The organism is Blattabacterium cuenoti, from assembly GCF_014251815.1.
GTDB lineage: Bacteria > Bacteroidota > Bacteroidia > Flavobacteriales > Blattabacteriaceae > Blattabacterium > Blattabacterium cuenoti_E.
The window spans coordinates 600,735-624,029 of record NZ_CP059202.1 but is presented as its reverse complement, the minus strand read 5'-3'; the positions used below and the strand labels follow the sequence as shown (position 1 = coordinate 624,029).

Sequence of the window (23,295 nt, the reverse complement as noted above, 5' to 3'; positions counted from 1 at the left end):
AAATATAAAATTTTAAAAAATTGAGTTTTAATTTTTATTTTTTAAATAAATTCAATATCTATTATATTATTCAATCTACAAAACATAAAAATAAAAATTTCAAAATTATTGAAAATAACTCAAAAAAAACACTCTTTAAGTAAGAATTTTAGTTATGTGTTTGTTATAAAACTTTTTTTTGAAAAAGTAAAAACAATTATTTTTCAAATCCAAAAAATTCATGAATTTATTACATAATTTAGATCTAAAAAGATGGGGCGCTATAACTCTTATTATAATTGGGAAAATATTATTTTTCGCTATTATTCTAATAATTTTAGAATTTATTTTTAATAGAGGGGTACGTTTTATAGGCAGAAGAATAGTAAGTTCTACTCATTTTGTTTGGGATAACATTTTATATGAAAATAAAGTTTTTGATAGTTTAGCACATTTTTTTCCACTATCTATTGGTTTGATATTAATTGAACCATTTTTTAAAAATTATCATACGATTGTTATTTATTTAGAAAAAGTATTTGATATATTATTTGTTCTAATTGTTCTACAATTTTTAATTCGAGTAGTAAATTCTATTATGAGAATAGCTACAAGTGAAAATAACCATCAAACGATAGCAGTTCGTTCTTTTTCACAATTACTTAAGATTATATCCATAATATTTTGCGTATTGGTTATTATCGCTATTCTTACTAAAAATGATCTTATTAATGTTTTAACAAGTTTAGGCGCTATAACAGCTTTTGTTATATTAGTTTTCAGAGATACAATATTAGGATTTGTTTCAGGAGTACAAATGGCATCTACAAAAATGATAAAAGTTGGGGATTGGATTAGGATTCCTAAGTATAATATAGAAGGAACAGTTATTGAGATCAATTTAACTTCCGCAAAAATAGAAAATTTTGATAAAACTATTACTAGCGTCCCTACCTACGATTTGATTTCCACAGCAGTTACTAATTTTGAATTTATGCGTCAAAAAAATATACGTAGAATCAAAAGGTCTATTTTATTTAATATACAATCATTTCATTTTTGTAATTCAGATATGTTAAAAAAATTTCAACATGTTTATTTGATAAAAAATTATATACAAAAAAAACAAAAAGAAATAGATCTTTTCAATAAAGAAAAAAATATTGATGTAAGTATAAATATAAATGGAAGGAGGTTAACAAATATCGGACTATTTCGTCAATATGCACTAGAATATTTATCCCAACATCCTAAAATATCACAATCAGAAACTTTGATGGTAAGACATTTAGAGCCTACTCCTTATGGATTACCAGTGGAATTATATTGCTTCACAAATACTTCTGAATCTATTAAGTATGAGCAAATACAAGCTAGTGTTTTTGATCATTTATTAACAGTATCTAAAGAATTTAATTTGGAAATAACACAAGTTACTAAAAAAGAAGTTTTAAAAAAATGGTAAGATTAAGTGTAAATTTAAACAAGATAGCTACATTAAGAAATGCAAGAGGAGGAAATATCCCCGATCTATTACAGGTCGCTATAGATGTTCAAAAATTCGGATGTCAAGGTATAACTATACATCCACGTCCTGATGGAAGACATATTACGTATAAGGATGTTTATGACATAAATTCTGTGATTACGACAGAATTCAATATAGAAGGAAATCCTTCTGAAAAATTTATGAAACTGGTGATGGACATCAAACCATCACAAGTGACTTTAGTCCCAGATTCTGATAATGCAATAACATCAGATTCTGGATGGAATACTTTTTTATATCAAGATTTTTTGACTGATAAAATTAGAAAATTAAAAAATCATGGAATTCGTACTTCCATTTTTTTAGATCCCAACCCAGAATTGGTTTCATATGCGGCTAAAACGGGAGCAGATAGTATAGAATTATATACTGGATATTTTTCTGTAGGATATTCTGAAAATAAATGGAATAGCATAAATCCATATATTGAAACGGCGAAAATTATTGTTAAGAATAAAATGTTTATTCATGCTGGACATGATTTAAATTTAGATAATATTTATTTTTTAATTGAAAAAATACCAAACATATCAGAGGTTTCAATTGGACATGCTTTAATTTGCGAATCCATATATATGGGACTGGAAAATACAATACAAAGTTATTTAAAAAGAATTCATAAAGCCAGAATAAAAAAAAATGATACTATATTCTAAAATTTATGGGGTTGGGTCTCCCATTTTAGTTTTTCATGGTTTATTTGGAAATGGAGACAATTGGGGTTCTTTTGCTAAAAAATTTGAAAAATTTTATCAAGTTCATTTGTTGGATATTAGAAATCATGGAAAAAGTTTTGTATCCCATGAAATGAATTATGATGTCATATCAGAAGATATATTAAAATATATTTATTATTACAAATTGAATCATCCTATATTATTAGGTCATTCTATGGGTGGGAGGGCTGTGATGACGTTTTCTATAAAATATCCTATGATTCCAAAAAAATTGATAATTGTAGATATCAGTCCTAAAGCTTATATCAATACTAATCAAAAAAAATTAATTCATATTTTAAAAAAAGTGGATTTTGATGTCATTAATACTAGAAAAGATCTAGATCTTTTTTTAAAAAGATGGATTGATGATTTGAAAATAAGATCGTTTTTTTCTAAATGCACTCAAAGACAAAAAAATGGGAAATTATGTTTTTATTTTTCTTTATCAAATATTGAAAAAAATTATGATAATTTAATTCATAAAGAAATAAAAAATGGATCCTATCATGGCCCTACGTTATTTTTAAGAGGAGAGTATTCGAATTATCTTATTGACAAAGATTATCATCATATACGAAAGTTATTTCCAAGATCTAAAATTTGTACTGTGAATAAATCTGATCACTGGATTCATGTAGAAAATCCCACTGATTTTCATGAAAAAATTAGTGTTTTTTTAAAGGAAACATAATTTATGTATATTATTTTTTTTTAAAAAAAAATTTATTATGATTTTTGATCTTGATATGATTCGAAATTTTTACTCAAGCTTTTTGCATAAGATTGAAAAATCTAGAAATGTGATAGATCATCCTATGACTTATTCTGAAAAAATTTTGTATTCTCACTTATCCGACTTATCCGATATAAAAAATATTGAATTTAATTCTAAATCCATAAATTTTAGAGATGAATATTATAGGAATTTTTTGCCTGATCGTATTGTTATGCAAGATGCTACTGCTCAAATGACATTGCTTCAATTTATGCAAACTAAAAAATATAAAACGTTTGTTCCAACTTCTATTCATTGTGATCATCTTATATCTGCTCAATATGGAGCAGATTTGGACTTAAAAAATTCCATAAGTAAAAATAAAGAAATCTATAATTTTTTAAGATCGGCGTCTTGTAAATATGGAATAGATTTTTGGGGGCCTGGATCAGGGATTATTCATCAGGTTATTCTGGAAAGTTATGCATTTCCTGGGGGTATAATTATAGGGACAGATTCTCATACCCCTAATGCTGGAGGATTAGGGATGTTAGGAATAGGAGTTGGAGGTTCTGATGCTGCAGAAGTTATGTCTGGATCCCTTTTAGAATTAAAATTTCCTAAAATAATTGGAGTAAACTTAATTGGAAAAATTAATGGATGGACCTCTCCTAAAGATGTAATATTAAAATTATCTGGAATGATTGGAGTATCAGGAGCGGTAAATCATATTATTGAATATTTTGGAGAGGGAATTGATAGTATTTCTTGTGTAGGAAAAGCTACCATATGTAATATGGGCGCAGAAATAGGTGCTACAGCTTCTTTATTTCCTTATGATGTTAAAATGAAAGATTTTTTGATAAAAAATGGAAGAATTCAAGTATCTATGATGGCAGAAGAAATAAAAAATTTTTTAAAAGCAGATCCAGAAGTCTATAAAAATCCGAATCATTACTATGATCAAGTCATAAAAATAGATTTAAATGTCTTAGAACCACATATTAACGGTCCTTTTACTCCAGATAGAGCGACTCCTATTTCTAAAATGAAAGAAGAAGCAATTAAAAATAATTGGCCTACAAAAATTGAAGTAGGATTGATTGGTTCTTGCACAAATTCTTCTTACGAAGATTTCTCAAAAGTGATATCAGTAATTCAACAAGCAAAAAAGAATAAATTGAAAATGAATTCAGAATATATGATATCTCCGGGGTCTAAAAAAGTTTTTTCTCTAATAAAAGATGCAGGATTTTTATCAACTTTTAAAGAAATTGGAGCTAAAATTTTTTCTAATGCTTGTGGCCCTTGTATTGGACAATGGGTTAGAAATAAAAAAAACGTAAAAAATACAATTATTCATACTTTTAATAGGAATTTTTCATCTCGTAATGACGGAAATCCAAAAACACATGCTTTTATCGCTTCTCCAGAAATTGTTACAGCTTTAGTCTTTTCTGGGGATTTGACGTTTAATCCTATGAAAGATAAATTGAAAAATGAAATGGGTGAGTATGTAAAGTTCGAAGAGCCTAAATCATCAGAGATTCCTACAAAAAATTTTAAATCAGAAGAATTAGGATATGAAAGTTTTTTAAAAAAAGAAAATAGAGAAAATTTATCTGTAATTCTCAAAAAAGACTCTAAAAGGATACAGGCATTGACCCCTTTTTTGGCGTGGGATGGAAATCATTTGTTGAATCTTAGACTTTTAATGAAAATTAAAGGAAAATGCACTACAGATCATATTTCAATGGCAGGCCCATGGTTAAAATATCGAGGAAATCTTGAAAAAATTTCTGAAAATTTGTTAATGGGAGCTATAAATGCTTTTAATCATGAAAAAAATAAAATAAAAAATATTATAACAGGTAGTTATGATACGGTTTACAATGTAGCAAAATTTTATAAGTCAAAAAATATACAAACTTTAATTATAGGAGAGGATAATTATGGAGAAGGTTCTTCAAGAGAGCATGCTGCTATGGAACCTCGTTTTTTGGGAGTTCGTGTGGTTCTTGTAAAATCTTTCTCTAGAATACACGAAACCAATTTAAAAAGACAAGGAATTTTGGCTTTAACTTTTTTAAATCCTGACGACTATTACAAAATACAAGAAGAAGATATATTACACTTTTATATAAAAAACATATGTACTAATAAAAATATAGAAGTGGAATTGATTCATAAAAATGGAAATCAAGAAAAAATAAAAGTTTGTCATTCTTATAATAAAAACCAAATTCAATGGTTTAAAGCAGGTTCTTCGTTAAACTTTATTCGAAAAAAAACAATATGAAAATTGCAAAAATATTACTCATCAAAATCATCAGATTATATCAAATAGGGGTATCTCCATGGATAGGAAACAATTGTAGATACATTCCAACTTGTTCGAGTTATATGATTTTTTCATTAAATAAATGGAATTTTTTTAAAGCTATTTTTTTAAGTATAAAAAGAATCATTAAATGTAACCCTTGGGGGCCATCAGATTACAATTATCCAAAATAAATTAGTCATGGTAAAAACATTAGAGTATATTAATTGGGATCCTATTCACAAATTTGTTTTATGGAAAGGTTTATGTGTTCATATCTATAGTCTAATGTTTGTGATTTCTTTTTTATTAGGGTGGTATATCATGAAATATATTTATCAAAACGATGATATAGATCAAAAATATCTGGATCCTTTATTTATTTGTACTTTTTTGGGAACTATTATAGGAGCAAGACTGGGTCAAGTTTTCTTTTATGATTTATCATATTTTTCAGATCATTGGATTGAAGCGATTCTTCCTATAAAAGAAAATAAACATAATTCCTTACTAGGATTTATAAAAGGTTATGAATTTATTGGGTTCAGGGGGTTATCCAGTCATGGCGCAACTATAGGGATCATTTTATCTAGTTTTTTTTATAGAAAAATCATACTGAAAAAAAAATCTTTTATTTGGTTATGTGATAGATTATGTATTCCAGTATCAATATCTGCTGTTTTTATTAGGGTCGGAAATTTTTTTAATTCTGAAATAGTGGGGAAACCATGTAGTGAAAAATTACCTTGGGCCGTAAAATTTGTGCAAATGGATACAGAATATGGGGAAATAACACCTAGACATCCTGCACAAATATATGAATCTATTGGTTATTTTTTAATTTTTTTACTTCTATGGTATTTCTATAGAATTGGAAAAAAAAATTATGATGGATTTTTATCCGGAATATTTTTTATTTCACTTTGGTCTATACGTTTTTTATTAGAATTTGTGAAAGAACCACAAGGAGAAGAATTTATTAATTTCTTATCTATAAATACAGGTCAATGGCTTAGCGTCCCTTTTATTATTTTGGGTTTTTTTATTATTAATTTATCAAAAATTAAGAAATATTTTTTTTCGTTATGAAAAAAATTAATATTTTTTTTTATTTGATTTTGATAATGTGTTTTTCTATAAATTCATCTGAAAAAATTTATTACGATTCTGATATATTTTTAGATGTTGGAAATTCACTAGAAATAGAATTTCTAAAAGATGGAGAACTATATTTTACAAACAATAATTGTATCATAAAAAAAATAGATATAGAGTTAGCGTTTAATGATACAGAAAAGAAAAATGGATTAAAATATAGGTCTGATCTAAAAGAAAATAGAGGGATGTTATTTTTATTGAAAAATAAAGATGAATATAAAGATATAAACATGAATAATGTACGAATTCCTTTAGATATTGTATATATCAATCAATTGAATACTGTTGTTTTTGTTAATAAGCATGTAATTCCTATGAAGAATATAGAAATAATTAATTTTTCTTATCCCATAAAATATGTTTTAGAAATTAATGCTGGTATGTCAAACAAATGGGGAATAAAAGAAGGAATAACAAAAATCACTTTCAAGTGAAGAATGATACAAAAAATTTATATTTATCTTTTGTAATCAAAAAATAAAAAATTGTAAATATTATGGTTTTTATATCTGAAAAAGCTAAAAATAAATTGATTTCTATTATGAAAAAAGAAGGACTTTCTCATGATATTTCTTTCGTTAGATTTGGAGTTAAAACTGGAGGATGTTCAGGAATGTCTTATGAACTTACTTTCGATCAAAAAAAACAAGAAGGAGATAAACTTTTTCAACATGAAGAAATGAAGATATTGATAGATCAAAACAGTATTCCTTATTTAGAAGGTACAACATTAGAATATTCAGATGGATTAGATGGAAAGGGATTTTATTTTAATAATCCTAAAGCAAAACATACTTGTGGTTGTGGAAAAAGCTTTTCATCATAATGAAAAAAAATAATAAAATACTGAAAAATTTTTCTGAATCTGAATATAAATATGGATTTTATACCCCAATAGAATCAGATAAAATTCCAGTAGGTTTAAATGAAGATGTTATACGTAAAATAACAGAAAAAAAAAAGGAACCCACATGGATGTTAAATTGGAGATTAGAATCTTATCAAATATGGAAAAAAATGGATAATCCAAAATGGGCAAATATAAAGTATAAAATTCCAGATTTTCAAAAAATCAGTTATTATTCTGCTCCTAAAACAAAAATAAATTTGAATAATTTAGAAGAAGTAGACCCAGAATTAATAAATACATTTAATAAATTAGGAATTCCTATAGAAGAACAAAAACTCCTTTCAGGAGTGGCGACAGATATAGTATTAGACTCTGTTTCTTTAGCTACTACATTTCAAAATAAATTAAAAAATCAAGGTATTATATTTTGCTCTATCAACGATGCTATGAAAAACCATCCAAATCTTGTAAAGAAATATTTAGGTTCAGTTGTTTCAAAAAAAGATAATTTTTATGCAGCTCTAAATTCAGCTGTATTTTCAGATGGGTCTTTCTGTTATATTCCAAAAGGAGTTCGTTGTCCTATGGAGTTATCCACATATTTTCGTATCAATGAAAATAAAACAGGTCAATTTGAAAGAACTTTAATTATAGCAGATGAAAATTCATACGTTAGTTATTTAGAAGGATGTACTGCTCCACAAAGAAAAGAAAATCAGCTACATGCAGCTGTAGTAGAAATTATAGCATTGAAAAATGCTGAAGTGAAATATTCAACCGTTCAAAATTGGTACCCCGGAAATAAAAAAGGAGAAGGAGGTGTTTTTAATTTTGTAACAAAACGTGGTTTATGTGAGGAAAGAGCAAAAATATCTTGGATACAAGTAGAAACAGGTTCTTCAATTACCTGGAAATATCCATCTTGCATTCTAAAAGGAGATTTTTCCATGGGACAATTTTATTCTTTAGCTTTAACTAAAAATTTTCAACAGGCAGATACGGGAACTAAAATGATACATATAGGAAAACATACTAAAAGTGTTATTATTTCAAAAGGAATATCTGCTGGGAAAGCTCAAAACAATTATAGAGGATTGGTTAAAATTAGTTCTCAAGCAATTGAGTCTCATAATTTCTCTCAATGTGATTCTTTATTAATTGGAAATCAATGTGGAGCTCATACTTTTCCGTACATTCATGTGTATAACTCAACTTCTAAAGTTGAACATGAAGCCACTACTTCAAAAATTGGAGAAGACCAAATTTTTTATTGTAACCAAAGAGGAATAGATACAGAAAAAGCTATTTCTCTAATTGTTCATGGTTTTAGTAATGATATTTTGGAAAAACTTCCTATGGAATTTGCAGTAGAGGCTAGAAAACTTTTGGAGATTTCTTTGGAGGGATCTGTAGGATAATAATATTATCATGTTAAATATAGAAAATTTACATGCTTACATAGAGAATAAGAAGGTACTTAAAGGTGTTAATTTGAAAATTAATGCAGGAGAAAGTCATGTTATTATGGGGCCTAATGGTTCTGGAAAGAGTACTCTTGCTTCTATAATAGCAGGTAAAAAAGATTATAAAATAACTGAAGGAAATATTTATTTCTTAAATCGTAATTTAAAAAATTCTTCTCCTGAAGAACGAGCTCATTTAGGGATTTTTCTTTCTTTTCAACATCCGATTGAAATACCAGGAGTGTCTATTGTTAATTTTATTAAAACAGCAATTAATTCCATTTGTGAAGCACGGAATATTAAAAAAATATCTGCTAAAGATATTTTATTAAAAATAAAGGAAAAGTCTTCTTTATTAAAAATTGAAAAAAATTTTTTTCATCGTTCTTTGAATGAAGGTTTTTCTGGAGGAGAAAAAAAACGTAACGAAATATTTCAAATGATGATGTTAGATCCTCTATTATCCATATTAGATGAAATAGATTCAGGTTTAGATATAGACGCCTTGCGGGTAGTCGCTAAAGGAATTAACGACTTTAGAAATGATAAAAACTCTATTTTAGTTATCACTCATTATAAAAGATTATTAGATTATCTTTTATCAGATTATATTATACATATTTTATATAATGGAAAAATTATTCAATCAGGAGATAAAAAATTAGCTGAAAAATTGGAAAAAAAAGGATATGATTGGATAATGAAGAATCAAGGGTAATTACTTAACTTTATATAATAAATGCAGTTAAGAGAAAAAATAACTTCTTTCTTAATTAAGAAATTTGTTTCTGAAAAAAAAGATGATACTTATATATCGTTTTTACGACGAAAACATTATGATTTTTTCTGCAAAAAAGGATTTCCTTCTTCTATCGAAAAAGAATGGAAAAACACAGATATTGATTCAATTTTTAAACAGGATTATAATCTTATTTCAGAATCGTCAGAATCAGAAGATAAAAAAATAAAAAATATAGAAAAAATAAGAAAATTAACTTTTCTTAAAAAGAAAGACTCCCTTATTTTGGTTTTTATAGATGGAAAATATAATTCTTATCTTTCTTATAATGCTGAAAATATTATTTTATCAAATATAGTATCACTAAAAGAAAATAAAATTAAAGACTATTATGGTGGATTATCGTATCAATACGATGCATTCTATACTTTGAATACTCTTTTGTCAATAGACGGAGCATATATCTATATTCCTAATAATGTCATTTTAGAAATTCCTATAGAAATATTACATATTTCTACAGGAATTGAATCTAAAATTATGTTGAATAACAGAAATTTGATTGTGGTGGGAGAGCGTTCTTATGTTAAAATTATAGAACATTTTAAATGTTTTAAAAAGCATTTTGTTTTTGTAAATTCAGTTAGCGAAATTTATGCAATGAATCATAGTATAATTGACTACTATAAAGTTCAAAATGATTTAGAAGAAACTTCTATAATAGATAATACATTTTTAAAACAAAATAAAAACAGTAAATGTACAGTTTATACTTTTTCTTTTAAAGGAAATTATATAAGAAATAATTTAAAATTTTATTCTAATGGGGAAAAAACTTCTTCTTATTTATACGGTATTTCTCTTTTATCTGGAAAACAATTTGTGGATCATAATACTCTAATCAATCATTTATGTTCAAATGCTTATAGTTTTCAATTATATAAAAATATTTTATGTGAAAAATCTAAAGGAATTTTTAATGGAAGAATAATTGTAAATGAATTTATAAAAGAAATAAATGCTTTTCAAAAAAATCATAATATTGTTCTTTCTGATGAAGCTTGTATACAAGCTATACCTCAATTAGAAATTTATTCTGAACATGTGAAATGTTCTCATGGTTGTACAGTTGGAAATCTTCAGGAAGATGAGTTGTTTTATCTTCAATCAAGAGGAATTCCTGAAAAAAAAGCTAAAATGTTATTATTATTGTCATTTTTAGGAGAAATGTTGGATTCTATTCGGATTATAGAATTAAAAAAATTTATACATATAAAAATAAAGGAAAAATTAGATAAACATTTATAAAATATATGTTTTCAGAAAAAGAAATACAAGAAATAAGAAATCAGTTTCCTATTTTAAAAGAAAAAATATATTCGAATCCTTTAATTTATATGGACAATGCAGCAACCACTCAAAAACCTTTAAAAGTTATTCAAGCATCCCAAAATTATTATTCTACCATGAACTCTAATGTTCATAGAGGCTTGCATTATCTTAGTCATAAAGCGACTCTATATGTAGAGAATGTGAGAAAAAAGATTCAAAAATTTATTCATGCAAAATATTCTTCTGAAATTCTATTTACAAAAGGAACTACAGAGTCTATTAATTTAGTGGCATCTAGTATGGATACTTTCATAAGAAAAGGAGATGAAATCATTATTTCTTGTATTGAACATCATTCAAATTTTGTACCTTGGCAGGTACTTTGCGAAAAAAAAGGAGCTATTTTAAAAATAATATCCATTTATGAAAATGGGATTTTAAAATTGAAAGATTTTGAGTTTCTTCTTTCAGAAAAAACAAAAATAGTATCTATTAGTCATATATCTAATGTTTTAGGAATTATTAATCCTGTTAAAGATATTATTAAAAAGGCTCATAAATATGGAGCTTTAGTTTTAATTGATGGAGCTCAAGTCCCATCTAATCTAGATTTAGATGTACAAGATTTAAATGTTGATTTTTACGTTTTTTCTGCTCATAAGATGTATGGCCCCACTGGGATTGGGATATTATATGGGAAAAAGAAAATTTTGGAAAAGTTGTATCCTTATCAATTTGGGGGTGAAATGGTTAAAAAAGTAAGTTTCAATCAAACAACTTATTCAGAGATTCCATTTAAATTTGAAGCAGGGACACCAAACATAGAAGGTATTATTGTATGGGGATTTGCTATAGATTTTATAAAAGAAATAGGAATATCAAATATTCAGTCGTACAAAAAAAAACTTTTGATGTATGCTGTAAAATGTTTAAGATCAATAAATGGAATTCAATTATATGGAACTCCATATGATATTTCTGAAAAGTCTGGTATTATTTCGTTTAATTTAAATGAGTTACATTGTTTTGATGTAGGTAGTGTTTTAGATCGTTTAGGAATTGCAGTAAGAACAGGGCATTTATGTGCACAACCTCTTATGAATTTTTTTAAAGTTTCAGGTATGATTCGTATTAGTTTTTCGGTATATAATACTTTTAAAGAAATAGATTGTTTATTTGAAAGTATTTTAAAAGCAAAAAAAATATTATTAAGATAATGTATGCTATTGTTAATATAAAAGATAAACAATTTAAAATTGTTGAAAATGAATATATTTATGTTCCTCATATTTGCAAAAATATAGGAGAACAAATATTGTTGAATCAAGTTTTTTTGTTTTGTAAACAAGGAAAACTTATTTTAGGAAATCCTTTTATAGAAAAAATAAATGTAAAAATAGAAATTTTACAACATATAAAAGGAAAAAAAATTATTATTTTTAAGAAAAAAAGAAGAAAAGGATATAAAGTAAAAAATGGATTTAGGCCTTTATTTTCAAAAATAAGAATAATTTCTTTTTTATTTAAATAATTCATAACATAAAAAAAACAAGATATGGCTCATAAAAAAGGCTCTGGAAGTTCTAGAAATGGAAGAGATTCAGCAGGAAGAAGATTAGGAGTTAAAATATATGGAAATCAGTATGTAAATTCTGGTAATATTATAATTCGTCAGAGAGGGACTAAACATCATCCTGGAATAAATGTAGGAATAGGAAAAGATCATACTTTATATGCTATAAAAAACGGTTATGTGTCTTTTAAAAAAGTAAAAAAAAATAAATCGATTGTTTCTATTGTAGATAATAAGACTGGGTAGTTCAACTAGGACAGAACAACAGTTTCCTAAACTGTAAGTTGTGGGTTCGAATCCCCCCCCAGTTACCAGTTACTTTAGAAATAAGAAATGGTCCCAGCTGGATTTGAACCAGCGACTCCCTGATTATGAGTCAGGTGCTCTAACCAACTGAGCTATGGGACCAAAAATATTAAGTTGTACAATTTTACAACATTATTTTTCCTATTACAAGTTTTTTGAAAATTTTTTTCGTTTTTTGTCTCTGTTTGAAAAAAAAAGTGATGAAATTATGAAAGATTTGATTAGAAATGAGAAGTTATATTCAATATTTTTTATAGAAATAGCAGAAATACTGAACAAAGAAATTTGTTATAGCGAAAGTAAGGATGAATTTTTAGTGACTTTAATTAAAATACATATTAGCTCTGATATGAGCCTCATAAAAGTATATGTTAGCATTTATCCTTTTTTGGATAAAAAAATATTAAAATTTATTCGTTCCAAATCTAGATTTTATAGAAAATTACTTTCTGATAGATTGAGATATCGTGTAAAAAAAATTCCAAAATTGGATTTTTATGCAATTATATAAAGTTTTTTAATTTCAAGTTTTTGAATATTTATTTTTATATATCTATACGTTATTTTTTTTCTAAAAAAAAAACAAATCTTGTTAATATTATTGTTTTTTTATCAATTTTATCTATTAGTGTTTCTGCATTTTCTTTATCTACAATTTTATTTGTTTTCTCTGGACTAGAAAATTTAAATGAAAAATTTCATAAAACTCATTATCCTGATATAACTATTTCTTGTTTAAATGAAAAAAATTTTTTTATTAATGATAGTATTATCAAAAAAATAGTACCTATACAAGAAATTATGGCCTTCTCTAAGACCATAGAAAGAAAAGCTTTTTTACATTATAATAATCATGAATATTTTGTCCTTTTAAAAGGGGTGGATGTAGGATATGAAAAAGTAATGAAAAAATTTAGGAAAATAAATTTAAAAAACAATAAATTTGATTATTTAAATGTATATATAGGAGGACGTATAGTCCCCCCAATGTTATTATATCACATAATAAATCAACCTTTTCAGATCCTTTTTTTTGATTCTAAAAAAGACAAAAAAAAAACTTTATTTTTTATGAAAAAAAAAGTTTTTATAAAAGGAATTTTTCATTTTAGTCCAAAAATGGACATAAAATATTTATTTTGTGATTTATCTGAACTTCAGAATGTAATGAAACAAAAAGGATTTCAAACTCTAGAAATTAAGGCTCATGATAAAGTAAACATAGATAATTTGAAAAATATTTTAATGAAAAAACTAGGTTCAAAATTTAATATAAGAACACGTGTAGAAAGAGAAAAAGGATTTCATAAAGTACTGAACACAGAAAAAATATTTATATATTTTTTGTTTATTTTAATAACACTAATCACTGGATTTAATTTATTTAGTGCTATTTGTATTTTACAACTAGATAAAATTAAAGAAATTTTTACATTATGGAGTATGGGTTTTTCTTTATATAGAATCAAGATGATATTTTTTTATATAGGATTTATGATTACTACTTTTGGTTGTTTTAGTGGTTTGTTTATATCTTATATTATTTCTTTAATACAAGAAAAATATAAAATATTTAAAATAGAAAAAAAAATACCTTTTCCTGTTAAAATTACAATAGAAGATTCTTATATGGTCGTATGTGTTATTTTAATAATAGGATCAATTATATCTTTTTATTCTTTAAAAAGAATTAATAATATGATTTATTCCAATTATTACAAATAATATGTTTTTATAGCTTCGGATGCTTCTACGTTAAAAAATATCTCTTTTGCTTCTTTTTCAAATTCTTTAATATTAGGAAATCTATTTGAATAATGTCCCAATAACAATTTTTTGACTTTAGCTTCTTTAGCTATATGTGCGGCTTGATTTGCTGTAGAATGTCCTGTGTTAATTGCTCTATTTTCTTCTATTTTTAGAAATGTAGATTCATGATATAATAAGTCTACATATTTTATATGCTCAACTATAGGTAAGTAAAAAGAAGTATCTGAACAAAAAGCATAAGATAATATTTTTGGAGGATCAAATGTTAATTTGTAATTAGGAATCATTTTTCCATCATTAGTTTTAAAATCTTTTCCTAATTTTAAATTATGATAGTCTACGATTTTAATATCGGATATTTTTTTAATTTCTTCCATATTTAATTTTCTGTTTCCCGGTTTCTCTCTAAAAAGAAATCCATTTGCATAAATTCTGTGTTTTAATGGGATGGAAAAAACTTCTATTTTATCGTTTTCCATGATTTTTTCCAATTTTAGGGATGATAATTCTATATAATCTATGCAATATTTAAGTCTGGTATAAGACCATTTAAAATGAACATCTATGATCTCTTTTAATCCTTTTGGAGCGTAAATACTTACTGGTTTTTCTCTCCCTAACAGGTGAAAAGTAGATAATAATCCAATCAATCCAAAAAAATGATCTCCATGTAAATGAGATATGAATATGTGTATGATTTTATTAAATTTTATTTTTGCTTTTCTTAATTGAACTTGTGTCCCCTCACCACAATCAATAAGAAAGTAAAAACCTTTCATTTCCAATATTTGAGCAGTGGGATGAAACTTGTTTGTAGGGATGGAAGAATGACATCCTAAAATAGTTAATGAAGACTTTTTCATCATGAAAAATTTTAAATGAATTTTCTAATTCATGTGTATAGTCAGTTTTTATGAAAAAATTTAATTTTTTATGCTTTCTTTTTTTTTCTTTAAAAGAAAAATACTTCCACTCATTACTATAATAAAAGATATTATTAATATTAATACAAAATTTATATCCAAACTTATCTTTTTTGGGGCAAAAAAATCTTTATTTTTCATAAATAAAAACATAGTGAATACAGCAAAAGCATTATTAAAAATATGTAATAATATACAGTCTATAATAGAAGAAGTTATGAAATAAATGAATCCTATAAAACTTCCAATAATAATCCCTCCTACAAATTGCCATGGATTCAGATGAGTCAATCCAAATAAAAATGAAGAAAATAAAATAGCTTTAATAGGATGTATTTTATTTTTTAACATACCATTTAAAATAATCCCTCTAAAAAGGACTTCTTCACATATAGGTGCTAATAATACTGTAGTAGAAAAAAAAGGAATTGGATTTTGAATTTCTGAAATAAGAAATTCTTCAATTTCTTTATACATATTTCCTAATATGGGTCCTTCTTTTGGAACTAGTGAGGATATGTATTCATTGATAATGATCATACAAAACATCATACAAAAAATAATAAAATAAATATACCATGGAGACAAGCTCATAGACAAGTCTATGGTGAGACTTTTTTTTTGTGCCTGACGAGATATGAAAAAAAATAAAAAAATAAAAGGAAGAGTGTATGATATTGAAAATATCATGTTTTCAGGTAAATTAATATAAATCAATAATTTTCTAAGAATTAGATTGAAAAAATTTAAAGCAATAAATCCTATTATTAATAAAATAGATTCTATATAATTTATTTTAAAATAATTCTTCATATCATATCATATTATGAATCATATTATGAAATTATGAAAATATTTTAATTTAACTTTAGTAAAAGTTCGTTTTACTTTTTTTTGAAAGATAACAACAATTTTGTTATTAATCATAATCATGAATGAGAGAATTATTTAAAAAAAATCCAGGTTGTTATGTCGTTTTTTGATATTGTATCTATGTTCCATAATTATGAATCTTTTAAAGATAGTAGTATTCATTGTTCAAAAATTTTCAGATATTCTGATTTATTACAAATCATGAATAAGTATAAAGATATATGTTCTATTATTCCTATAGGATTATCTATAGAAAAAAGGAAAATTTTTAAAATTAAATGGGGGATAGGAAAAATAAAAATATTAATTTGGTCTCAAATGCATGGAAATGAAACCACTGGGACAAAATCCATGTTTGATATTTTTCATTTGTTTTTAAAAGAAAAAAATTGCGAATTAATCCAATTTTTTAAAAAAAATTTAACGATTCTATTTATTCCAATGTTAAATCCTGATGGGGCTGAAATATTTAGAAGGAGAAATGGAATAAATATAGACTTAAATAGAGATGCTATTTGTTTACAATCTCCAGAAATACAAATTTTATTCAAGGAAATAGGAAAAAATAAACCTAATATTTTATTTAATTTACATGATCAAAGAAGTATTTACAATGTTGATCATAAAAATTTTAATCCTGCTATTTTATCTTTTTTGTCTCCTTCTATATCCCTGAAAAAAAATACTTATTCTATAAGTAGAAAAAAATCTATGGGAGTCATAAGTTTTATTGTAAGAGAACTTCATAAAATTTTACCTAATATTGGATCAATAGGAAGATTTTCTGACAAATTATATCCTACAGCAACTGGAGATTGTTTACAAAAATTAGGTTATCCTTGTATTTTAGTTGAATCAGGAAATTATCCAAAAGATTTTCAAAAAAAGATTATTAGAAAATACAGCGTATTATCTCTTCTTTCCGGAATTTATTTCATTTCTTGCAAAAAAGGAAAAAATCTTGAAGAAGATTATAAATCTTATTTATCAATTCCAGAAAATAAAAATGTTTTATTGGATAAAATATATAGGAAAGTAGAAATAAAAAAAAATAAAACTAAATTTTTAGTAGATATAGGATTAATGAACTTTGAAAAGTTTGATTTAATGAAAAAAAATCTTTATACTTTAACCAAAGTAGTAGACATAGGAGATTTATCAAATTTTTTTGCTTATGAAGAACCTATTGTGACAGGTAAAAAATTTTATGGGGAAAAGGGAGAAAATTTTCCTGAAATTGGAACTATAGAAAATTTTAGAATTTTTTAATTCATTTTATTTTACTTTTTAACATTATAAACGGCAAGTCTTTTTCTTCCTTTTTTTCTTCTTCTGGATATAATTATGCGACCTGTTTTTGTATTCATTCGCTTCATGAATCCATGAACATTAACTCTTTTTCTATTTGAAGGTTGATAAGTTCTTTTCATATTTTGAAACCGTTTGTTTTTTTTATGTTATAAAAATATTTTACGTCTTTTTTTTCTACTATTTTTTTCTTTTTTATATTCAGTAATCTTTTGTGAGAGGTATAGGAAAAAAAAAGTAATATCAAAATACCAATAACAAAACCTATAAAGAAGAAAATCATACGTCTTGAAAAATTCATGATATAATCAAATAAGAATCACACGTCTGTAGTATAAATTACATAAAGTTTTTATTTTTCTTTTAAAGAATTCTAATATATATTGTTATATGCTTGAAAAGCAAAAAACTATTGCTGGAAAAATTTCTTTACAAGGATTTGGTTTATACACAAAAAAAAAAGTAACTATTACTTTCAAACCAGCTCCAATTCATACGGGGTTTATTTTTATTAGAACAGATATAAAAGAAAAACCTTGGATAAAAGCTCATTATTCTTTTTTTAAAAAAGAAAGTATAGATAAAGGTATCATTCTAGAAAAAGATGGATTTAAAATTTATACTATTGAACATGTTTTAGCCGCTTTGACTGGTATGGATCTAGATAATGTAATTATAGAATTAGATAATGTTGAAATTCCTATTATGGACGGATCTTCTAAATTTTTTGTAGAAGCTATTCAAAAAGTAGGAATTATAGAACAAAACGAAATAAGAAAATATTATTCAATAACGAAAATTATTTCTTATGAAAATACAAAAACAGGAGGAGAAATTTTAGCTTTACCGGCTAAAAAATTTGAAATTATAACAGTTATAGATTTTAACTCTAGATATTATGCAAAAAATGCTATTTTTCAACATATATATCAGTTTAAAAAAATTGCAAATTCAAAAATATTTTGTATTCTTAGCGAAAAAAAAATTGAGGAAGTAAGAAAAAATTCTTTGTATTCTTTTTTTTATAATACTTGCTTTTATTTAGATCAAGCTTTTAATGAAATAGCAAAACATATTCTTTTAGATATTATAGGTTTTTTAACTTTAATAGAAACTAAGTTAAAAGGAAAATTCATCTTTTATAATCCAGATAACTATATTATCATACAATTTGTAAAAGAGTTAATGAATCAAATTCAAACGTTAAGAAAAAATGATATTCCTGAATTCAATTTCAAAAAGAAACCTATTTTGGATATAAAAAGCATTATGAAAATTTTACCTCATAAACCTCCATTTCTTTTAGTAGATAAAATCATAGACTTAACAGAAAATAGTATTGTAGGAGTTAAAAATGTAACAATGAATGAATCCTTTTTCATAGGACATTTTCCTAGAGAACCTATTATGCCGGGTGTATTGCAAATAGAAGCTATCGCACAAGTTGGAGGAATACTTGTATTAAATAAACTAAGTCATCCTGAATTATATTCTACTTATTTTTTAAAAATAGATAAAGTAAAATTTAAACATAAAATAATTCCTGGAGATATGATTATTTTTCAAGTTTATTTGTTAGAATCTATGAAAAGAGGAATTGTTTACATGCGAGGAAAAGGTTACGTAAACAATAAGCTTGTAGTAGAAGCAGAAGTTGTTGCAAAAATCGTTAAAAATTTATGAAAAATTTTAAAATTAAATGAACATCAGAAAAGGTTTATATATACAATGGAATAAGGAAATATTCAAAATTATTGATTTTCTTCATGTAAAACCGGGAAAAGGATATGCTTTTATTAGAACTAAATTGAAAAATTTAGTAACAGGTCATGTTTTAGAAAACAATTTTTCATCAAAACATAAATTAAAAAAGGTTGAAATAGAGTATCATTATTATAAATATTTATATAAAGAAAGAAACATTTTTTATTTTATGGATGATAGCACTTATGATCAAATACAAATAGAAAAGAAATCAATAAGAAACACAAATATAGAGTTTTTGAAAGAAGGGGTGAAAATCCCTATTTTTTTTCATGTAAAAAGTGAAAAAGAAAAAATTTTTTTGTTTTTTAAAATACCTTCTACAGTTATTTTGGAAGTGAAACAGACAGAATATGTAAAAAAAGGAGACACTATTAATAATACCAATAAACTTATTATTTTAGAAACTGGGACTAGGTTGTTGGCTCCTTCTTTTCTAAAGATAGGAGATTTTGTTAAAATAAATACAGAAAATAGATCTTATATAGAAAGAATTAAAAAATAAAATTAAAATTTTATGAAAAAAAATTAATTAATAATTATGAGTATTTTGATAGATAAAAACATTAAAGTTCTTGTCCAAGGATTAACTGGGAAAGAGGGTTTATTTCATACTGAACAAATGATAAATTATGGAACTTTGATAGTAGGAGGAATTACTCCAGGTAAAGGAGGAAAAATGTATTTAGGTGTTCCTATTTTTAATACTATTGAAGAAGCAGTAAATCATACAGGGGGAAACGTAAGCGTAATTTTTGTCCCTTCTGCTTTTGCTTCTGATGCAATTTTAGAATCTATTTATACGAATGTACAAGTTATTGTGTGTATAACAGAAGGAATTCCTGTTTCAGATATGATTCGAATTAAACATTTTTTAAAAGGAAAAAAATCTCGTTTAATAGGGCCAAATTGTCCTGGAATCGTTTCTCCAGAAGAGTCTAAGGTCGGTATTATGCCTAATTCAGTATTTAAAAAAAAAGGAAACGTAGGAATAATTTCTAGATCAGGAACTCTGACTTATGAAGCTGCAGATCAAATTGTGAAATTAGGGTATGGAATTTCTACTGCTGTTGGGATAGGAGGAGATTCTGTTATCGGAATGAGTATAAAAGAGGTTATGAAGTTATTTTTCCATGATCCAGAAACAGAATGTATTGTTATGATTGGAGAAATAGGAGGAAAATTAGAAATTGAGGCAGCTGAATGGATAAAAAAATGGGGAAATAAAAAACCGGTGATAGGCTTTATAGCTGGACAAACAGCTCCAAAAGGGATAACAATGGGGCATGCTGGAGCTATTATAGAAAAAAAAATAGAAACAGCACAAGAAAAAATGAAAATCATGAAAGAAAGCGGAATACATATTGTTAAATCCCCGGCTAATATAGGAAAAGTAGTATATGAAATTCTTCACTAAAATTAATATGATTTATTTACATAATGGTAAAGTTTTTGATAGTCGGATTAGGAAATCCCGGGCATTTATATGAAAAAACTAGACATAATTTTGGATTTATGATTTTGGATCGAATTTCAGAGAAATATTTTTTCTATTTTTCGAAAAAAAAACTCGGTTTTATTTCAGAATTCAATCATAATAACAAATTACTTTTTTTTTTAAAACCTTCTACTTATATGAATCGCAGTGGAATAGCTGTTAAATATTGGATGAAAAAAGAAAAAATAGTATTAAAAAATATTCTTGTAATATCTGATGATATTTATTTGGATTTTGGGAATTTTCGTTTAAGAGGAAAAGGAGGAAATGGAGGACACAATGGGTTAAAAAATATAGAACAGGAAATAGGAACATCTCATTATGCACGTCTTCGTTTTGGTGTTGGTATTAATAAAGATCATTTTAAAAAAAAAACAGATTCTTATGTATTAGATAACTGGAAAGATGAAGAAATCAATGATTTATCATACAAATTAGATGTAGGTATAGAAATAATATTTTCATTTGTAAAAAATGGATTACAAAAAACAATGAATATGTTTAATCGTCATATATAAATAAAATTAATTATATAATATAGCCTTGTAGTTTAATAGGACAGAATATAGGATTCCGATTCCTATGGTATGGGTTCGATCCCCTTCAAGGTTATTTAATTATTTTTAAACTAAATTATAATTAATTATGATTCATTATATTCGTAATTTTTGTATTATCGCACATATAGATCACGGTAAAAGTACGTTAGCTGATCGTTTATTAGAATTGACAAAAACAGTATCAGAAAAAAAACGAAATCAGTTATTAGATGATATGGATTTGGAAAGAGAACGAGGGATTACTATCAAAAGTCATGCTGTTCAAATGGAATATGAATACAATAATAAAATATACATTTTAAATTTAATTGATACTCCTGGACATGTTGATTTTTCATATGAAGTATCACGTTCTATTGCAGCATGTGAAGGAGCTTTACTTGTCGTTGATTGTATGAAAAGCGTACAAGCACAAACAATATCTAATCTTTCTTTAGCATTAAAAAATCACCTAGCTATTATTCCAGTTTTAAACAAAATTGATTTATCCGATTCTATTCCAGAAGATGTAATGAAAGAAATTATGGAATTAGTAGGATGTAAAATGGAAGATATCATTCCTATTAGTGCAAAAAATGGATTAGGGGTTGATAATATATTAAATAAAATAGTAACACGTATTCCTGCCCCAAAAGGTGATCCAAAAGCTCCTTTACAGGCTATTATTTTTGATTCTTTATACAATCCGTTTAGAGGGATTGAAGCATTATTTAGAGTTAAAAATGGGAGTATACGAAAAGGCCAAAAATTGCAATTTATGTCCACAGGAAAAGTTTATTCTGCAAATGAAATAGGGACTTTAAAAATAAAACGTATTTCAAAAAATCAGATTCATACAGGAGATGTTGGATATGTTGTTTCTGGTATAAAAAATACAAGTGAAGTAAAAGTAGGAGATACTATAACAGATGCTCAAGAACCAGCCAAAGAAGCAATACAAAAATTTAAAGAATTTAAACCTATGGTTTTTGCTAGCATTTATCCAGTTAATTCTGATGAATATGAGGAGTTACGTTCTTCTATAGAAAAACTGCAATTAAATGATGCCGCACTTTCTTTCATTCCTGAATCCTCTCCAGCATTAGGGTCTGGTTTTCATTGTGGGTTTTTGGGGTTTCTTCATATGGAAATCGTGAAAGACCGTTTAGAACGTGAATATAATATTTCTGTAATTATTACTATACCTAATGTTTCTTATAAAGTTTATATGAAAAATGGTCAAAAAATGTTTATTAATAATCCTTCATATTTTCCAGAAATGGAAAAATTAAAGAAAGTAGAAGAACCATATGTTTTAGTTTCTATTCTTACTAAAGATGTTTGTATAGGAAATATAATATCATTATGCATTGAAAAACGAGGAATTATGATTGGAAATCATAATTATTTGACTTCTAAAAAAATAAAAATTACGTTTGAAATGCCTTTATCTGAAATAATATTCGATTTTTATGATAAGTTAAAAACCATTTCTAATGGATATGCTTCTTTCGACTATGATTTTATCGGTTATAGAGAATCGGGTTTAAAAAAAATTACTGTATTAATTAATTACGAAAAAATAGAATCTTTGTCTCTTTTAGTTCATAAAACAAAAGCTTTGTTTTTAGCAAGGAAAATATGTCAAGAATTATCTGTGTTAATCCCGAAACATCAATTTAGTATTCCTATTCAAGTATCTGTATCGGGAAAAATTGTGGCAAGAGAAACTATTAAAGCTTTAAGAAAAAACGTTACAGATAAATGTTATGGAGGTGATATTTCCAGAAAAAGAAAACTTTTGGAAAAGCAAAAAAAAGGAAAGAAAAAAATGCGTAAACTAGGAAAAGTTGAAATACCGTCATCTGCTTTTATGACTTTTTTGAAAGTTAAAAATTAATTTTACAACAAATCAAT

The 23,295-nt window shown here is 25.5% G+C and carries 25 protein-coding genes and 3 tRNA genes; 24 read left to right on the top strand and 4 right to left on the bottom strand.

The genetic code is table 11. The annotated features are described in order from the left end of the window. Window positions 1-220: 220 nt before the first annotated feature. The 15 genes from H0H54_RS03080 to H0H54_RS03010 all read left to right on the top strand — a co-directional run bounded on the left by H0H54_RS03080 (window position 221) and on the right by H0H54_RS03010 (window position 12,711). Window positions 221-1,444: a mechanosensitive ion channel family protein gene (locus tag H0H54_RS03080; RefSeq protein WP_238784773.1), complete on the top strand. Its 1,224-nt coding sequence runs from the start codon at window positions 221-223 to the stop codon at window positions 1,442-1,444. Continuing rightward, entirely contained in the window at window positions 1,438-2,184 is a 747-nt protein-coding gene (locus H0H54_RS03075; RefSeq protein WP_185863252.1) for a pyridoxine 5'-phosphate synthase, read from the top strand. The genes H0H54_RS03080 and H0H54_RS03075 overlap by 7 nt, the downstream gene beginning before the upstream one ends. Next, on the top strand, window positions 2,168-2,938 hold the full coding sequence (locus tag H0H54_RS03070; protein WP_185863251.1) for an alpha/beta fold hydrolase: 771 nt from the start codon (window positions 2,168-2,170) through the stop codon (window positions 2,936-2,938). Before H0H54_RS03075 ends, H0H54_RS03070 begins: the two co-directional genes overlap by 17 nt. A gap of 37 nt (window positions 2,939-2,975) precedes the next feature. Beyond that, entirely contained in the window at window positions 2,976-5,261 is a 2,286-nt protein-coding gene (locus H0H54_RS03065) for an aconitate hydratase (protein ID WP_185863250.1), read from the top strand. After that, entirely contained in the window at window positions 5,258-5,476 is a 219-nt protein-coding gene (yidD, locus tag H0H54_RS03060) for a membrane protein insertion efficiency factor YidD (RefSeq protein ID WP_185863249.1), read from the top strand. Before H0H54_RS03065 ends, yidD begins: the two co-directional genes overlap by 4 nt. 7 nt (window positions 5,477-5,483) lie before the next feature. Continuing rightward, window positions 5,484-6,371, top strand: coding sequence for a prolipoprotein diacylglyceryl transferase (lgt, locus tag H0H54_RS03055; RefSeq protein WP_185863248.1), 888 nt, complete (start codon window positions 5,484-5,486; stop codon window positions 6,369-6,371). Then, a complete protein-coding gene (locus tag H0H54_RS03050) occupies window positions 6,368-6,874 on the top strand; it encodes a DUF192 domain-containing protein (protein WP_185863247.1) in 507 nt (168 codons plus the stop codon). Before lgt ends, H0H54_RS03050 begins: the two co-directional genes overlap by 4 nt. Before the next feature lie 62 nt (window positions 6,875-6,936). Beyond that, window positions 6,937-7,266: a HesB/IscA family protein gene (locus H0H54_RS03045; RefSeq protein WP_185863246.1), complete on the top strand. Its 330-nt coding sequence runs from the start codon at window positions 6,937-6,939 to the stop codon at window positions 7,264-7,266. Continuing rightward, window positions 7,266-8,708, top strand: a complete 1,443-nt coding sequence (gene sufB, locus H0H54_RS03040; protein ID WP_185863245.1) for a Fe-S cluster assembly protein SufB — start codon at window positions 7,266-7,268, stop codon at window positions 8,706-8,708. Before H0H54_RS03045 ends, sufB begins: the two co-directional genes overlap by 1 nt. A 10-nt stretch (window positions 8,709-8,718) precedes the next feature. Then, window positions 8,719-9,471 (top strand): Fe-S cluster assembly ATPase SufC, encoded by a 753-nt coding sequence (sufC, locus tag H0H54_RS03035; protein ID WP_185863244.1) that lies wholly within the window; start codon window positions 8,719-8,721, stop codon window positions 9,469-9,471. Window positions 9,472-9,492: 21 nt separating this feature from the next. Then, window positions 9,493-10,800, top strand: coding sequence for a Fe-S cluster assembly protein SufD (gene sufD / locus H0H54_RS03030; protein WP_185863243.1), 1,308 nt, complete (start codon window positions 9,493-9,495; stop codon window positions 10,798-10,800). Window positions 10,801-10,805: 5 nt separating this feature from the next. Next, complete coding sequence (locus H0H54_RS03025; RefSeq protein WP_185863242.1) at window positions 10,806-12,041, top strand: SufS family cysteine desulfurase; 1,236 nt, start codon at window positions 10,806-10,808, stop codon at window positions 12,039-12,041. Next, window positions 12,041-12,355: a 50S ribosomal protein L21 gene (gene rplU / locus H0H54_RS03020; protein WP_238784772.1), complete on the top strand. Its 315-nt coding sequence runs from the start codon at window positions 12,041-12,043 to the stop codon at window positions 12,353-12,355. The genes H0H54_RS03025 and rplU overlap by 1 nt, the downstream gene beginning before the upstream one ends. Before the next feature lie 24 nt (window positions 12,356-12,379). Beyond that, complete coding sequence (rpmA, locus tag H0H54_RS03015; RefSeq protein WP_185863241.1) at window positions 12,380-12,643, top strand: 50S ribosomal protein L27; 264 nt, start codon at window positions 12,380-12,382, stop codon at window positions 12,641-12,643. Beyond that, window positions 12,634-12,711: transfer RNA gene (locus H0H54_RS03010), tRNA-Arg, on the top strand. The genes rpmA and H0H54_RS03010 overlap by 10 nt, the downstream gene beginning before the upstream one ends. Window positions 12,712-12,731: 20 nt before the next feature. Here the strand turns inward: H0H54_RS03010 and H0H54_RS03005 are convergent. Continuing rightward, a tRNA-Ile gene (locus tag H0H54_RS03005) sits at window positions 12,732-12,805 on the bottom strand. A 106-nt stretch (window positions 12,806-12,911) separates the two neighbouring features. On the opposite strand from H0H54_RS03005, the gene H0H54_RS03000 reads away from it, so the two are divergent. Then, window positions 12,912-13,214 (top strand): ribosome-binding factor A, encoded by a 303-nt coding sequence (locus H0H54_RS03000; RefSeq protein ID WP_185863240.1) that lies wholly within the window; start codon window positions 12,912-12,914, stop codon window positions 13,212-13,214. A 20-nt stretch (window positions 13,215-13,234) separates the two neighbouring features. Continuing rightward, the gene (locus H0H54_RS02995) at window positions 13,235-14,428 is read left to right on the top strand and encodes an ABC transporter permease (RefSeq protein WP_185863239.1); all 1,194 of its coding nucleotides are present in this window, start codon (window positions 13,235-13,237) and stop codon (window positions 14,426-14,428) included. On the opposite strand, the gene H0H54_RS02990 is transcribed toward H0H54_RS02995, so the two are convergent. Together H0H54_RS02990 and H0H54_RS02985 are read right to left on the bottom strand one after the other, a co-directional pair. After that, window positions 14,419-15,336: a ribonuclease Z gene (locus H0H54_RS02990; protein WP_185863555.1), complete on the bottom strand. Its 918-nt coding sequence runs from the start codon at window positions 15,334-15,336 to the stop codon at window positions 14,419-14,421. The genes H0H54_RS02995 and H0H54_RS02990 overlap by 10 nt on opposite strands. A 60-nt stretch (window positions 15,337-15,396) precedes the next feature. Beyond that, a complete protein-coding gene (locus tag H0H54_RS02985; protein ID WP_185863238.1) occupies window positions 15,397-16,209 on the bottom strand; it encodes a CPBP family intramembrane glutamic endopeptidase in 813 nt (270 codons plus the stop codon). 156 nt (window positions 16,210-16,365) lie between these two features. On the opposite strand from H0H54_RS02985, the gene H0H54_RS02980 reads away from it, so the two are divergent. Then, window positions 16,366-17,538, top strand: a complete 1,173-nt coding sequence (locus H0H54_RS02980) for a M14 family zinc carboxypeptidase (RefSeq protein WP_185863237.1) — start codon at window positions 16,366-16,368, stop codon at window positions 17,536-17,538. 11 nt (window positions 17,539-17,549) lie between these two features. On the opposite strand, the gene rpmH is transcribed toward H0H54_RS02980, so the two are convergent. Then, window positions 17,550-17,699 carry a 50S ribosomal protein L34 gene (rpmH, locus tag H0H54_RS02975; protein ID WP_185863236.1) on the bottom strand — a complete coding sequence of 50 codons (150 nt, stop codon included), beginning with the start codon at window positions 17,697-17,699 and terminating at the stop codon, window positions 17,550-17,552. Between the two features lie 268 nt (window positions 17,700-17,967). Here rpmH and fabZ point away from each other — a divergent pair, with 268 nt between their 5' ends. The 6 genes from fabZ (at window position 17,968) to lepA (ending at window position 23,278) form a co-directional block, all read left to right on the top strand. Next, a complete protein-coding gene (gene fabZ, locus H0H54_RS02970; RefSeq protein ID WP_185863235.1) occupies window positions 17,968-19,260 on the top strand; it encodes a 3-hydroxyacyl-ACP dehydratase FabZ in 1,293 nt (430 codons plus the stop codon). A 16-nt stretch (window positions 19,261-19,276) separates the two neighbouring features. Then, the gene (locus tag H0H54_RS02965; RefSeq protein ID WP_185863234.1) at window positions 19,277-19,846 is read left to right on the top strand and encodes an elongation factor P; all 570 of its coding nucleotides are present in this window, start codon (window positions 19,277-19,279) and stop codon (window positions 19,844-19,846) included. 36 nt (window positions 19,847-19,882) lie between these two features. Further along, entirely contained in the window at window positions 19,883-20,758 is an 876-nt protein-coding gene (gene sucD, locus H0H54_RS02960; RefSeq protein ID WP_185863233.1) for a succinate--CoA ligase subunit alpha, read from the top strand. A gap of 23 nt (window positions 20,759-20,781) precedes the next feature. Beyond that, window positions 20,782-21,357, top strand: coding sequence for an aminoacyl-tRNA hydrolase (gene pth / locus H0H54_RS02955; RefSeq protein WP_185863232.1), 576 nt, complete (start codon window positions 20,782-20,784; stop codon window positions 21,355-21,357). A gap of 21 nt (window positions 21,358-21,378) precedes the next feature. Next, window positions 21,379-21,451: transfer RNA gene (locus H0H54_RS02950), tRNA-Arg, on the top strand. 36 nt (window positions 21,452-21,487) lie between these two features. Then, window positions 21,488-23,278, top strand: coding sequence for a translation elongation factor 4 (gene lepA / locus H0H54_RS02945; RefSeq protein WP_185863554.1), 1,791 nt, complete (start codon window positions 21,488-21,490; stop codon window positions 23,276-23,278). The last annotated feature ends 17 nt before the right edge of the window (window positions 23,279-23,295 follow it).